We start from the raw sequence: 12,727 nt of genomic DNA, 5'->3' as shown, positions 1-12,727 counted from the left end.
TCCGAAATGTGTGAGCGGGCAAGCCCGCTCCCACATGGGGTTAGTGGTGTCCGATAGCCCCTAGCAAGGTTTCGATTTCTGCGAAACCTGGACGCGCCAGCACATCAGGTTGGCAGCAACGCTCGCGCAACCCGATCAGCGCGTCACTCACCTGGGTCTCGACCCGCGCCAACAACTCCCCCAACAACACCCCAAACGCTCTCACTTCAATGCGCTGCAACGCCCGGGTCTCCTCGGTATCCGTCGTGGCATGGAACGACGCCGCGCCAAAATCCCCAAGCAGGCAATCACCGGCTTCATTCCACAAAATATTGTGGCCATACAGGTCGCCATGGGTGATGCCATGCCGGTGCAGATGCGCGGCGACCGAGGCGATGCCCCGCGCCATGCGTAACGCCACCTCCAGGCTGAACACGGTGCCCGGTGCGTAGATGTCACGGGTGCACGAGGCCAGGCTCGGCAGGGCGGCGAGGTTGCGGTAGCTCGGGTCGATCAGGTCCATCACCAGCGCTGCTTGACCCTCAGGGTGGCCGATCACGCGACCTTCGACCTTGATCAGGTTGGGGTGCAGCCCGGCGGCGATGCACGCTTGCATCTCATGCAGGGGCGAGCCGTCGCTGGTGATGGTGCCTTTGTAGAGCTTCACCGCGACGGATTGCCCCGTGGTTTTCCACAGCGCCTTATGGATCACCCCCGAGGCGCCTTCGCCCAGCACTTCGGCCAGTTCCAGTTCGGACCAGGGGATATTCGGCGTGCTGTCATCGCCAGGCAGCTCCACCGCCATTTCCACCGGATTGCCGGCATACGCCAGCCAGGTCAGGCTTGGCAGCGCCAGCAGCCATTGCGGCAGGCGGGTGAAGCGGTTGGCGGCGATGCGCAGCAGTTCGAGGTTGTGGCAGCCGGCCAGGCTTTCCGGCAGGTGCGTCAGTTGGTTGCCGGCCAGCATCAGTTTTTGCAGCAAGGGGCGCCGTCCCAATTCGCTGGGCAATTGGCTGATCTGGTTATCGGTGAGGATCAGCCAGCGCAGCAGTGGCGGCAGTGCGGCGGCGTGCACCTGCGTGATCTGGTTGGCCTTGAAGCCGATCATGCTCAGCTTGGCGCACTGGCCCAGGCATGGTGGCAGTTCGGTGAAGCGGTTGTCCGAGCAGAACAGCACGCGCAGGTGCGGCAGGCGGTGCAGGTCCTCAGGCAGGTGGCTCAGGGCGTTGCCGCTGAGGTTGAGGATTTCCAGGGAGTCGGCCAGCGCGAAGATTTCCCGGGGGAATTCGGTCAGCCCGCAGGACAGGTCCAGGCGCGTGATGCCAGCCAGTTGGCCGGCCTTGAGTTGGGCGAGGGTATGCATGAACGGCGCAGTCTCTGGGCGGTGGGGACGCAAGCGGCGCCCATGATAACGGTTACGCGTCGCTCTGTTGCAATTGCCCCAGGCGACTGACGGTGCGGGAGAGGTCGATGGCCTGGCCGCGCAACGCGTGCGCAAGCGGTTGTTCGCCGATCAGGATCAGGTGTTTGTCCTTGTCGTAGAGCACGTCCACCAGATTGATAAAACGCTGCTGCACGGCAATCGGGCACTCCGCCAGCTCCGGCAGGCCGTCGATGATCCAGTGGTCGAAGTCGTCGCACAGCAGCAGGTAGTCCAGCACCGCCGTGGGTTGCTCGCACACATCGTTGAAGGTGAAGGCGATGGTGCGCCCCTCGTGACCACGGACTCGCAGCTGGCGGGTGCCGACGGTCAGGCTGAGGGCGGCGCAATCGGCCGCTGGCAAGCCCAGTGCCTGGCGTTGTGCCGGGCTGCCCGGGCACACGAAGCGGCCCTGGGTGAAGCGCTGTTGGTCGTGATTTTGCGCCAAGCCACGGTAGTCCTGGGGCGCGTTGACCTCCATGACGTCCATGCGCGCATCGATCAGCTCGATCACCGGCTTGAACCGCTGGTGGTACAGCGGGTTCGGCAGCAGCCCCGCCGGCGCGTAGTTGGAGGTCACCAGTACCAGCACGCCTCGTTCGAACAACGCTTTGAACAGGCGTGTGATAAGCATCGCGTCGCCGATGTCATGGACGTGGAATTCGTCGAAACACAGCACGCGACAGTCTTCGAGCAATTCATCCAGGGTCACCGCGAGGGCGTCGGGCTGCTGGCGATGGCGGAACATACCCTGGTGCAGGCGGGCAAAAAAATCGTGGAAGTGCACGCGGCGCTTCTCGGCCAGGGGCATTGCCTGGAAAAAACCATCGAGCAACCAGCTTTTACCGCGTCCCACGGCGCCGTGCAGATACAGGCTGCGCGGCGCTGGCCCCGCTTGCTGCAAGGCCCCGGCCAGCAGCGTCATGCGTTCGATGACCTGCTGCTGGCTGGGGCTGAGGGTGTAGCCTTGGCGTTGGGCCTTGTCCTGAAAATACGCAGACACCTCTTCAACCGCGGCCGCGGCAGGCTTGGCGAATAAACGGCGCAGGGTGCTGGGTAGGGCCAATGGGGCGGGTTCCGTCTAGTGAGGGGCGCTATTTTGCGGGAAAGCGCGCCAATTTAACCAATACAAAATGCGCTGGCCAGCGATCGCAAAAGCAGATGGCCAGCTCCCGCCGCCGGCCGGTATCGACTTGCGCAGCGTGATTCCGGGCGGGGGCTTCTAGAACTTCAGCAGTGCCGTGGTGGGCTCGCCCTCTGGGCTGACCATCGCATAGTTGTAGCCGCCGCCGGACCAGTACTCGGCCTGCAAGCCATCGGCGCTGCGGCTGCCACGGGGCAGGAAACCGTTGTCCGGGCCCGGCGGGCGAATATAGAAGCTGATGCGCCGACCTTGTTGATCCTCATACAACACCATCGCCGCCGCGCCTTGGTCGGTCGTGAGCAAACGCCCGCTGACCGCTGTGTAGCCGGCTGCGCTCAAGTCCGGCAGGCGGCTGGCTTGGCTGAAGTAGCGGTCGATCCAGGCTTGCATGCTGCCGCCGTTCTGCACGTGATAGTCGGCGGGCAGCACGCCGTCCCTGGCAAACAAGCGATACGCCTGCATGGCGTCGGCCATGGGCAGCAGGGGCGTTTGCGTTGCTTCGCGGGCCTGCCAGCCGCCGATGCCGCCGAGGCTGACGGCGAGCAACAGCAGCGCCGCCGTGGCGAAGTGTCGGCGGGTCTGGCGTTTGCGGCGTTGGCGGATCAGCGCCGGGTCCAGCGCGGGGTTGCTCGGCTGTTGCAGGCCTGCGCCGAGTGCGGCGCGCAGCAATTGTGCGTCCTGCTGCCAGGCGTGGACCTGGGCCGCGACGTCGGGGTGGGCGGCCAGCCAGGTGTCGAGGAGGCGCCGGTCACTGTCCGCCAATTGGTGGTCGACGTAGGCATGCAAATCGCGTTCGCTGGGGGGCAGGCTGATCATTTGAGTATCCGCAGGGAAGGGCTGGCAATTTCGCCATCGCTGAGTTGACGCAAGGCTTGGCGCGCGCGGGACAGACGCGACATCACGGTGCCGACGGGCACCTCCAGGATGTCGGCGACTTCCTTGTAGCTCAAGCCTTCGACCGAGACCCACAGCAGCAGGGCCCGCTGCTCGGTGTTGAGCAGGTCGAAGGCTTGCAGGGTGGATTGGGCGATCACCGTGCGTTCCACCGACGGCTGCGCATCCTCGCGGCCGGTGAACAATTCGAGCATGCGCGCATAGCGTCGGGTGCGCCGGTGAGCGTCGAGGAACTGCCGATAGAGGATTGAAAACAGCCACGCACGCAAATCGCCTTCGCTGCGCTTGCCGACCCAACGGGTGAGCGCCCGTTCCAGGGTCGATTGCACCAGATCGTCGGCGCTGCTGGCGTTACGGGTCAGGGACACGGCAAAGCGCCGTAGCCTGGGGATGAGTTCACGTAACGCTGCGTCGAGTTCATGCATGGAGTTCTGGCTGGTCATTGCGCTGGGACTAGAGAGACGTCCGGCGTTGGCGGTTATTCCCGGGGCCGGAAAATTAAGTCAATGGCCAGGGAATAGAGGCGGTTGGCGTTCGTCCTAATGCTCCGACCTTATGTTCCACCCCCCTGAGGCCCCTGGCCCTGGAGTTCCTTCATGGTAGATCACTCATCACCACCCCGTCCCCCGTTGAGTACGGCGAGCCTGATCGCGCGACTCGCCGGTATCGGTGCCGTGGTCGCGCTGGTGGCCGGGGCGTTTGCCTACGTCAACGGCACGCTCGACCCACAACGCCTGCGTCCGAAAACCTTGGTGAATGCCTTGGAAACCAACAACGGTGTGCACCCGGGTTTCCGGCGTAACCATGCCAAGGGCGTATGCGTTGCGGGTTATTTCGAAAGTAGCCCCGAGGCACGTGCCTATTCCAGCGCACAGGTATTCAGTGCGGCCAAGACTCCGGTCATTGGCCGTTTTGCCTTGCCCAGCGGCAACCCGTATGCGCCGGACAGCAGTGTGCCGATCCGCAGTTTTGCCGTGCAATTCACTCAGGCCAACGGCCAGCAATGGCGCACCGGGATGAACAGCATGCCGGTATTCCCGGTGGGTACGCCCGAGGCTTTTTACGCGCTGCTCAAGGCCGGCGCGCCGGACCCGGCTACCGGCAAGCCGAACCCGTCGAGCATGCCCGCATTTTTCGCCACGCATCCGGAGACGGCGGCGTTTCTGGCGTGGGTCAAGACGGCCAAGCCGTCGGCCAGCTATGCGACCGAAACTTACAACGGGATCAATGCGTTTTATCTGGTGGACGCCGATGGCAAGCGCCAGGCCGTGCGTTGGGCAATGGTGCCGCTGAGTCAGGATGCAGCGGGTGATACCGCGCCGGCGGGGCCTGATTTTCTTGAGCAGGACCTGGTGCAGCGTCTAGGCGCTGGCCCCCTGCGTTGGCAGTTGAACATGGCCCTGGCCAACCCCGGCGACCCGCTGGACGACGCGAGCAAGACCTGGGCAGGCGCGCACAAGGTGCTGAACGCCGGGACGCTGGTGTTGCAGAGCAGCCAGCCGCAAGCGAACGGCGATTGTCGCGACATCAACTTCGACCCGCTGATTTTGCCCAGCGGTATCGAAGCCTCCAATGATCCGCTGTTGGCCGCACGTTCGGCGGCGTATGCCAGTTCATATCTGCGCCGTGCCGGTGAAGTCAGCCCGCTGCACCGTGCCCCTCAGGAGTCGAAGCCATGAATGCCCAACCGCGGTTTTTTGCGCCATTGGCGCGCTTGCTGCACTGGGTGATGGCGCTGATGGTCATCGCCATGCTGTTTATCGGCGCGGGGCTGGCGGCGTCAGTGTCGCAGCGGCACGAGTGGTTGATCCATCTGCATAAGCCGTTGGGGATAGCGATTCTGGCGCTAGTGATCGTGCGTTTGGTGGTGCGCTTTTCCACGCGCCAACCGCCGTTGCCTGCCGATTTGCCGATGTGGCAAGTGCTGGCAGCCAAGGCGTCCCACTGGATGTTGTACGGCTTGATGCTGGTGTTGCCGCTGCTGGGCTGGGCGATGATCTCGGCCGCCGGCGACCCGGTGATGCTCGGCAGCTCGGTGCAATTGCCCGCGCTGGTGGCGGCAAATGCACCGTTGTTCGCAGTGCTGCGCAAGGCCCATGGCTTTCTCGCCTACCTGTTGTTCCTGACGGTGCTGTTGCACCTGGCGGCGGCGTTGTTCCACGGGCTGATCCGCCGCGATGGCGTGCTGCGCAGCATGACAGGCGTCAGCGCAAAACGCTGACGATGTCGGCGACGGTGCTCAACACATCCTTGCCCAACTGCATCGAACGTTTGCCCGACCAGCCAGTGTGCGGGTTGGGCGCGTCGTCGTTGTCCTTGAACGGCATTTCCAGGGTCAGCGACAGGCAGTCGTACTTTTCCCCAACGGCATTGCAGGCCAGGGTCATGTTGGCTTCGCCCGGCAGGTCGCGGGTGTAGCCGTGGGTGGTCTGGAAGTCGCGGGTCAGGGCGCTCAGGTGACTGCGAAAGTGTTTTTCCAAGGCTTCTATACGCGGCGTGTAACCTGGGTTGCCTTCGCAGCCAGCGGTGAACACGTAGGGGATTTCTTCGTCGCCGTGGATGTCGAGGAACAGGTCGACGCCGTACTTCTCCATCTGTTGCTGGACGAAGAAGACTTCCGGGCTGAGTTCTTCGCTGGCGCTTTGCCAGGCTCGGTTGAGGTCCTGGCCCATGGCGTTGGTGCGCAAGTGGCCGTGGAATGCACCGTCAGGGTTCATGTTGGGCACCAGGTACAGGTCGGCGACTTTCAGCAGTTTTTTCAGCTCGATGTCGCCGTCCTGTTGCAGGCGTTCGATGATGCCTTCCATGAACCATTCGGCCATGTGTTCGCCGGGATGTTGTTGGGCGATGATCCACACCTTGCGTCGGCCTTCGCCGCCTTTGCCACGGCGCAGCAACTGAATGTCGCGGCCTTCGACACTTTTTCCGGTGGCCAGCAACTGGGTGCCCGCACGGGTCAGGGCCTGTTCGATCAGCCAGTCGTGGCGCTCACGGCTATAGGGTTCGAAATAGGCAAACCAGGCGTGTTTCTCACGGGTTTCGAGGCTGATGTGCAAGAGGTCGCCATCAAAACGCGTGGGCACGCGGAACCAGTTGATATGGTCGTAGGACGCCACGGCGTTGTAGCCGCTCCACGCGTGCTTATAGGAAGACTGGCTCGCGTTGCTCAGGCGGAAGGTGTGGGTGTGGCCCACATGCATGCCTTCGGCCTTGAAGTGGAACCATTGGAAATGCGGGCTGCGGGTGTCGGGTTTGATGGCGAGCAACAACTGATAGGAATCGCTGGCGTCGAGCACCTGGATATTGCCACTGTCGAAGTCGGTGCTGATCCGGATGGAGGTCAAGGCCACGGTCATAGTCTGATTGCCTGAGTATGAGTGTTGTGGCAGGTATCTTACACAGGAGTCGGGCAAAATCTTGATGCAAAATTGTTGCATGGAGAAGGGGGGGGCGTCGTCCATGACGCCGCAGCAGCTTAGAATCTATGAGATTGATTCTCAAGCGCTAATTCGCAGAGATCCGACGCAGGGCGTTCGTTCGGCTTTCTTTTCGCGATGGTCTTTTGCTACCATGCGCGCCATCAAGCAACACACAGTCTTCATTAGCCTGAAGCCATGCCAGGGAAACTGGCAAAAAAAAGACCCGGCCAAAGAGCCGGGTCAAAAACCGTGATTAGCCTGATGAGGAGATATTCCAAGAGTCCGACCTAAGGTCCCTTGGTCTATCGACTGATCTCGCGATCAGCTGGGTCCAATAATAATCATTATCATTTGCAAGTCAAATGTTTTTATCCGTGGGATAGAAATATTTTCCCGCGTGCCCGCTAAACGTTCGCCTGGGCTTCTGGCACCTGCAACGACCGCTCCACCATCGCCTTTGCCATATCAATCAAATACACCACTGAAAACGCCAGGTCCCGCTGGTTGCCTTGATGGCTGTTCGCCGATTCATACGCGGTGGCGGCCGCACTGCGCAACAAATCCGAGGCATGCACCAGTGCTTCCTCCTGGCTGATGCCGGATTTGACGCGGAACAGGATGTCGTCCTGGATCGATGTCGACATATCTTCTTTCAAGTAATAGTCCAGCGCGCGCTGGGCGGCGCCGCTGCTGCGCATGTCCAGCGGGTCGTCGGTTTCGGTTGTGTCGGGCAGTGAATACAGGCTTGTCGTCATAAGGGGCGGTACTCCGTGTGGGGGGCGAAAACCTTATGTCCGATGATAGTACGTATCGTATTTATGTCGTTTTATGGATTACTACAAACTGTTTATTGCCCTGGAATATGCCTGCCGTATGCTCAGGCCCCATGGATAAATGGATAGCGTTGGTCAAAGCCAACATGGAAGACGCCAAGGTCTCCCAAACCGAACTGGCCAAGCGCCTGGGCATGAGCCAGGGGGGCGTCGGCCACTGGTTGACGAAGCGTCGCACGCCGCGCGTGGCAGATATGAATCGGGTGCTGGCCGAGCTGGGCCTGGGTGACCTGGAGGTGACGCTGCACATTCGCGAACGCAGCGCTGAAGCACCGGCGGCGACCGGCAAGTACAACCCGTATTTCCGCTACCCGGTCAGCGATTGGAAAGGCCTGTGTGAAGTGCGCGAGGAGCGCGGGACCTATGCCGCGCCACGCTTCGAACCGACGGATTACCACGCCCGGGGCGCCGCCTTCTGGCTGCCGGTCACGGGCGATGCCATGACCGCGCCCAGCGGCTTGAGCATCAGCGCGGGCATGCTGATCCTGGTGGACCCGGCCATCACCCCCGAACCGGGCAAGCTGGTGGTCGCACAATGGGCCGACAGCCCCCAGGCCACCTTCCGCCAGTTGGTGCAAGAGAGCGGCCAGTTGTACCTGGTGCCGCTCAATCCCACCTATCCCAAGCAGCTGTTCAGCGCGGATTGCCGCATCCTGGGCGTGGTGGTGCAGGCCACGGTGAAGTTTTAGTCCGCCGTGGCGAGCTCCACCAGCGCGCAACCTTCAGCAACCATTTCGCCTTCTTCGCAGAACAGTGCCTTGATCACCCCGGCCTGGGGCGCGCGGATGCTGTGTTCCATCTTCATCGCCTCCAGCACCACCAATTGCGTGCCAGCCTCGACGGTTTGGCCAACCTCGACCAGCACCCGCACGATACTTCCGTTCATCGGCGCCGTGAGGCCGCCCTGGTGCGACTGACCGGCTTCGACCGCCGCAATCGGGTCAAACAGGCTGACCGCATGCATCTGGCCGTCCCAGCGCAGGTACAGGGTGTCGGCGCTGCGTACGGCCAGATGGGCGCGACGCACGCCCTGGTGTTCGATCAGCAACTGTTCGCCGCTTAACTGCGGCGCGTCTGTCGACAGTGTCACCAGCCGATCCTGGCCATTGCAGCTCAAATGCAGGGAGACCTCGGCTGGCAGCCCGGCACGAAAGCCGCGAGTGTCGGCCCACGGCCCATCAGCCTTGGGCAGGCTCTGCATGAAGGCCGCGCCGGCCGCCTGCCAGAATACATCGCTCAACTCGCCTGGCTCCGGTAGCAGTGCATCCTGATAACGCGGGATAAACCCGGTATCCAACTGCGCCGCGGCAAACGCCGGATGTTCGATGATGCGTCGCAAAAAGCCCAGGTTGGTCTTGAGCCCGCCGACGGCAAATTCATCGAGCATGCTCAACAAGCGCAGGCGCGCCTGTTCACGGTCTTCGCCCCAGGCAATCAGCTTGCCGAGCATCGGATCGTAGAACGGCGACACGCTGTCGCCTTGGGCGACGCCGCTGTCTACCCGGCGCCCAGGGCCTGGTGCGGATTCGCGGTACAGCGCCAGGTGGCCGGTGGCCGGCAGGAAATCATTGGCCGGGTCTTCGGCATACAGCCGCACTTCAATGGCATGCCCGATCAGCGGCACCTGTTCCTGGGTGATGGGCAGCGCCTCGCCCTGGGCGACGCGAATCTGCCAGGCCACCAGATCGAGGCCGGTGATCGCTTCGGTCACCGGATGTTCCACTTGCAGGCGCGTGTTCATCTCCATGAAGAAGAACTCGCCGCGTGCATCCAGCAGAAACTCCACGGTGCCAGCCCCAACGTAACCGATGGCCTGGGCCGCACACACCGCCGCTTCGCCCATGGCCTTGCGCTGTTCAACACTCAGGCCCGGCGCCGGGGCTTCCTCGACGACCTTTTGATGGCGTCGCTGGATCGAGCAGTCGCGCTCGTTGAGGTACAGGCAATGCCCATGCTGATCGGCAAACACCTGGATCTCCACATGGCGTGGCTTGAGCAGGTATTTCTCGACCAACATCTGCCCATTGCCGAACGACGACAAGGCCTCCCGCTGTGCGGAGGCGAGGGCGTCGGCGAGCCCGCTGACGTCCTCGACCACTTTCATGCCCTTGCCGCCACCGCCGGCAGTGGCCTTGAGCAATACCGGGTAGCCGATGCGCTCGCACGCGTCGCGGAAGGTCTCCAGGTCCTGGGCGGCGCCGTGATAGCCCGGCACCAGCGGCACGCCGGCGGTTTCCATCAGCGCCTTGGCGGCGGATTTGCTACCCATCGCATCAATGGCCGAGGCGGGCGGGCCGAGAAAGATCAGGCCTGCGGCCTCAATCGCACGGGCAAATGCGGCGTTTTCCGACAAGAAGCCATAGCCCGGATGAATCGCCTGGGCGCCGCTGGCCTGGGCGGCGGCGATCAGTTTGTCGATCTGCAGGTAACTCTCGGTGGCCTTGCTGCCGCCCAGGTCGACCCGAATATCCGCCTCGCGACTATGCCGCGCATCGCGGTCGGTGGCGCTGTGCACGGCCACGGTGGTCAGACCCATGGCCTTGGCGGTACGCATGACGCGGCAGGCAATTTCACCGCGATTGGCCACTAGTACGGTGGTCAATGGACTCATGGGCGCGGCTCCTGTGCTTGCCAGCTGGGCGGACGTTTTTGCAGGAAGGCACGCAAGCCTTCCTGGCCCTCGGCACTCACGCGAATCCGTGCGATGGCATTTTCGCAATAGCGCCGCAACGCCGGGGTGAGGGCGCCGTTGCCCACTTCACGCAGCAAATCCTTGCTGGCGCGCATTGCCGCCGGGCTGTTTTGCAACAGATTGGTGATCCACAGTTCGACATGCAGGTCGAGGTCGGCAACCGGATAACTGTCCGCCAGCAGGCCGATTTCCCGCGCGCGCTGGCCGCCAAAGCGTTCGGCCGTGAGGGCGTAGCGCCGTGCCGCACGTTCGCCGATGGCCTGGACCACGAATGGGCTGATCACCGCGGGGGCCAGACCGATGCGCACTTCCGACAGGCAGAACTGCGCATCATCGGCGCCAATCGCCATGTCGCAGCAACTGATCAAGCCCAGCGCGCCGCCGTAGGCCGCGCCTTGCACCACCGCCAGGGTCGGGATCTTCAGCTTGGCCAGGTTGTACATCAGCTCCGCCAGTTCGCGGGCGTCGTCCAGGTTGGTGTGGTAATCCAGTTCGGCTGACTGCTGCATCCAGGCCAGGTCGGCGCCTGCGCTGAAATGCCTGCCGCGCCCGCGCAACACCAGGAAGCGCAGGGTTGGATCGCCCTGTACCCGGTCGAGGGCAATGATCAGTTCGCGGATCATCTCGGCGTTGAACGCGTTGTTCTTGGCTTCACGACTGAGCCACAGCGTGGCGAAACCACGGCTGTCGGTGATCAGTTCGAGGGTATTGAAATCGCTCATGGGTACAGCTCCATTTACATGCGGAACACGCCGAAGCGGCTCGGCTCGATGGGGGCGTTCAACGCAGCAGAGAGGGCCAGGGCCAGCACGTCGCGGGTTTGCAACGGGTCGATGACACCGTCGTCCCACAGGCGTGCGCTGGAATAGTAGGGGTGGCCCTGGGTTTCATACTGGTCGAGGATCGGCTGCTTGATCGCTCGTTCTTCCTCGGCACTGAAGGCGTTACCGGCCCGTTCGGCCTGCTCGCGCTTGACCTGCACCAGCACCCCGGCGGCCTGTTCAGCGCCCATCACGCCAATGCGGGCGTTCGGCCACATCCACAAGAACCGTGGGTCATACGCGCGGCCGCACATGCCGTAGTTACCTGCACCAAAGCTGCCGCCGATGATTACCGTGAACTTCGGCACCTTGGCGCAGGCCACCGCCGTGACCAGCTTGGCGCCGTGCTTGGCGATGCCGCCGGCTTCGTATTTCTGGCCAACCATGAAACCGGTGATGTTCTGCAAAAACAGCAGCGGAATGCCGCGCTGGCAGGCCAGCTCGATAAAGTGCGCGCCTTTTTGCGCGGCTTCGGCGAACAGGATGCCGTTGTTCGCCAGGATCGCTATCGGGTAGCCGTGCAGGTGCGCAAAGCCGCACACCAGGGTGGTGCCGAACAGCGCCTTGAACTCATCGAACACCGAGCCATCCACCAGCCGTGCGATCACTTCGCGCACGTCGAACGGCTGTTTGGCATCGGCGGGGATCACGCCATACAGCTCCTCGCCGCTGTACAACGGCGCTACGGGCGTGCGTTGCAGCAACTCGCCCTGTTTGCGCCAGTTGAGGTTGGCCACGCTGCGCCGGGCCAGCGCAAGGGCGTGTTCGTCGTTGTCGGCGTAGTGGTCGGCCACCCCGGAAATCTTGCAGTGCACATCGGCGCCGCCGAGGTCTTCGGCACTCACCACTTCACCCGTGGCGGCCTTTACCAAGGGAGGGCCGGCGAGAAAGATAGTGGCTTGCTGGCGCACCATGATCGCTTCGTCTGCCATGGCCGGCACATACGCGCCGCCGGCGGTGCAAGAGCCCATCACCACGGCGATCTGCGGGATGCCCTGGGCGCTCATGTTGGCCTGGTTGAAGAAGATCCGCCCGAAGTGCTCGCGGTCAGGGAACACTTCATCCTGACGCGGCAGGTTGGCGCCGCCGGAGTCCACCAGGTAGATGCACGGCAGGCGGTTCTGCTCGGCGATGGTTTGGGCGCGCAGGTGTTTTTTCACCGTGAGCGGGTAGTAGGAGCCGCCTTTCACGGTGGCATCGTTGGCGACGATCATGCATTCGACGCCCTCCACGCGGCCGATCCCGGCAATCACGCCGGCGGCGGGTACGTCCTCGCCATACACCTGATGGGCGGCGAGTTGGCTGAGTTCGAGGAAGGGCGAGCCTGGGTCGAGCAGGCGGTTGATGCGCTCGCGCGGCAGCAGTTTGCCGCGTGAGGTGTGCCGCTCCTGGGCTTGCGCGCCGCCGCCTTGTCTGACGTGGGCGAGCAGGGTGTGCAGGGCATCGACCTGCTGGCGCATCGCCGCGTTATTGGCGGCAAATTCCGCCGAGCGCGGGTTGAGCTGGGTATGCAAGGTGGCCATGG

The 12,727-nt window shown here is 63.1% G+C and carries 13 protein-coding genes; 4 read left to right on the top strand and 9 right to left on the bottom strand.

The window, feature by feature from the left end; translation table 11 throughout:
- Nucleotides 1–40 precede the first annotated feature (40 nt).
- From PSH81_RS16915 to PSH81_RS16900, 4 genes are all read right to left on the bottom strand, one after another.
- Nucleotides 41–1,342 carry a protein kinase gene (locus PSH81_RS16915; protein ID WP_305391134.1) on the bottom strand — a complete coding sequence of 434 codons (1,302 nt, stop codon included), beginning with the start codon at nt 1,340–1,342 and terminating at the stop codon, nt 41–43.
- A 52-nt stretch (nt 1,343–1,394) separates the two neighbouring features.
- Nucleotides 1,395–2,465, bottom strand: a complete 1,071-nt coding sequence (gene zapE, locus PSH81_RS16910; protein ID WP_305391133.1) for a cell division protein ZapE — start codon at nt 2,463–2,465, stop codon at nt 1,395–1,397.
- A 156-nt stretch (nt 2,466–2,621) separates the two neighbouring features.
- Entirely contained in the window at nt 2,622–3,359 is a 738-nt protein-coding gene (locus PSH81_RS16905; protein ID WP_305391132.1) for an anti-sigma factor, read from the bottom strand.
- Nucleotides 3,356–3,862: a sigma-70 family RNA polymerase sigma factor gene (locus tag PSH81_RS16900; protein ID WP_305392786.1), complete on the bottom strand. Its 507-nt coding sequence runs from the start codon at nt 3,860–3,862 to the stop codon at nt 3,356–3,358. Before PSH81_RS16900 ends, PSH81_RS16905 begins: the two co-directional genes overlap by 4 nt.
- Nucleotides 3,863–4,033: 171 nt before the next feature.
- Between PSH81_RS16900 and PSH81_RS16895 the strand changes: the two genes are divergently transcribed.
- Together PSH81_RS16895 and PSH81_RS16890 are read left to right on the top strand one after the other, a co-directional pair.
- Nucleotides 4,034–5,116 carry a catalase family peroxidase gene (locus tag PSH81_RS16895; protein ID WP_305391131.1) on the top strand — a complete coding sequence of 361 codons (1,083 nt, stop codon included), beginning with the start codon at nt 4,034–4,036 and terminating at the stop codon, nt 5,114–5,116.
- Entirely contained in the window at nt 5,113–5,658 is a 546-nt protein-coding gene (locus PSH81_RS16890; RefSeq protein ID WP_226456427.1) for a cytochrome b, read from the top strand. The genes PSH81_RS16895 and PSH81_RS16890 overlap by 4 nt, the downstream gene beginning before the upstream one ends.
- Here the strand turns inward: PSH81_RS16890 and PSH81_RS16885 are convergent.
- Nucleotides 5,642–6,793 carry a M14-type cytosolic carboxypeptidase gene (locus PSH81_RS16885; protein WP_305391130.1) on the bottom strand — a complete coding sequence of 384 codons (1,152 nt, stop codon included), beginning with the start codon at nt 6,791–6,793 and terminating at the stop codon, nt 5,642–5,644. The two genes, PSH81_RS16890 and PSH81_RS16885, sit on opposite strands and share 17 nt — an antisense overlap.
- A gap of 103 nt (nt 6,794–6,896) precedes the next feature.
- Here PSH81_RS16885 and PSH81_RS16880 point away from each other — a divergent pair, with 103 nt between their 5' ends.
- On the top strand, nt 6,897–7,109 hold the full coding sequence (locus tag PSH81_RS16880) for a hypothetical protein (RefSeq protein ID WP_192296627.1): 213 nt from the start codon (nt 6,897–6,899) through the stop codon (nt 7,107–7,109).
- Nucleotides 7,110–7,260: 151 nt separating this feature from the next.
- Here PSH81_RS16880 and PSH81_RS16875 read toward each other — a convergent pair whose 3' ends face one another.
- Nucleotides 7,261–7,611 carry a DUF3077 domain-containing protein gene (locus PSH81_RS16875; RefSeq protein ID WP_226456426.1) on the bottom strand — a complete coding sequence of 117 codons (351 nt, stop codon included), beginning with the start codon at nt 7,609–7,611 and terminating at the stop codon, nt 7,261–7,263.
- A 131-nt stretch (nt 7,612–7,742) separates the two neighbouring features.
- On the opposite strand from PSH81_RS16875, the gene PSH81_RS16870 reads away from it, so the two are divergent.
- A complete protein-coding gene (locus tag PSH81_RS16870) occupies nt 7,743–8,378 on the top strand; it encodes a LexA family transcriptional regulator (protein WP_305391129.1) in 636 nt (211 codons plus the stop codon).
- Here PSH81_RS16870 and PSH81_RS16865 read toward each other — a convergent pair.
- The 3 genes from PSH81_RS16865 to PSH81_RS16855 are packed head-to-tail and all read right to left on the bottom strand — an operon-like array spanning nt 8,375 to nt 12,725.
- Nucleotides 8,375–10,300 (bottom strand): acetyl/propionyl/methylcrotonyl-CoA carboxylase subunit alpha, encoded by a 1,926-nt coding sequence (locus PSH81_RS16865; protein ID WP_305391128.1) that lies wholly within the window; start codon nt 10,298–10,300, stop codon nt 8,375–8,377. The genes PSH81_RS16870 and PSH81_RS16865 overlap by 4 nt on opposite strands.
- Nucleotides 10,297–11,103 (bottom strand): gamma-carboxygeranoyl-CoA hydratase, encoded by an 807-nt coding sequence (locus tag PSH81_RS16860; RefSeq protein WP_305391127.1) that lies wholly within the window; start codon nt 11,101–11,103, stop codon nt 10,297–10,299. The genes PSH81_RS16865 and PSH81_RS16860 overlap by 4 nt, the downstream gene beginning before the upstream one ends.
- Before the next feature lie 14 nt (nt 11,104–11,117).
- Complete coding sequence (locus tag PSH81_RS16855; protein ID WP_192296622.1) at nt 11,118–12,725, bottom strand: carboxyl transferase domain-containing protein; 1,608 nt, start codon at nt 12,723–12,725, stop codon at nt 11,118–11,120.
- Between the last annotated feature and the right edge of the window lie 2 nt (nt 12,726–12,727).

Origin of the sequence: Pseudomonas sp. FP2335 (assembly GCF_030687535.1) — a bacterium.
Classification (GTDB): Bacteria; Pseudomonadota; Gammaproteobacteria; order Pseudomonadales; family Pseudomonadaceae; genus Aquipseudomonas.
Note: the sequence above shows the minus strand (reverse complement) of the source record. Positions and strands in the feature narration are given on the sequence as shown.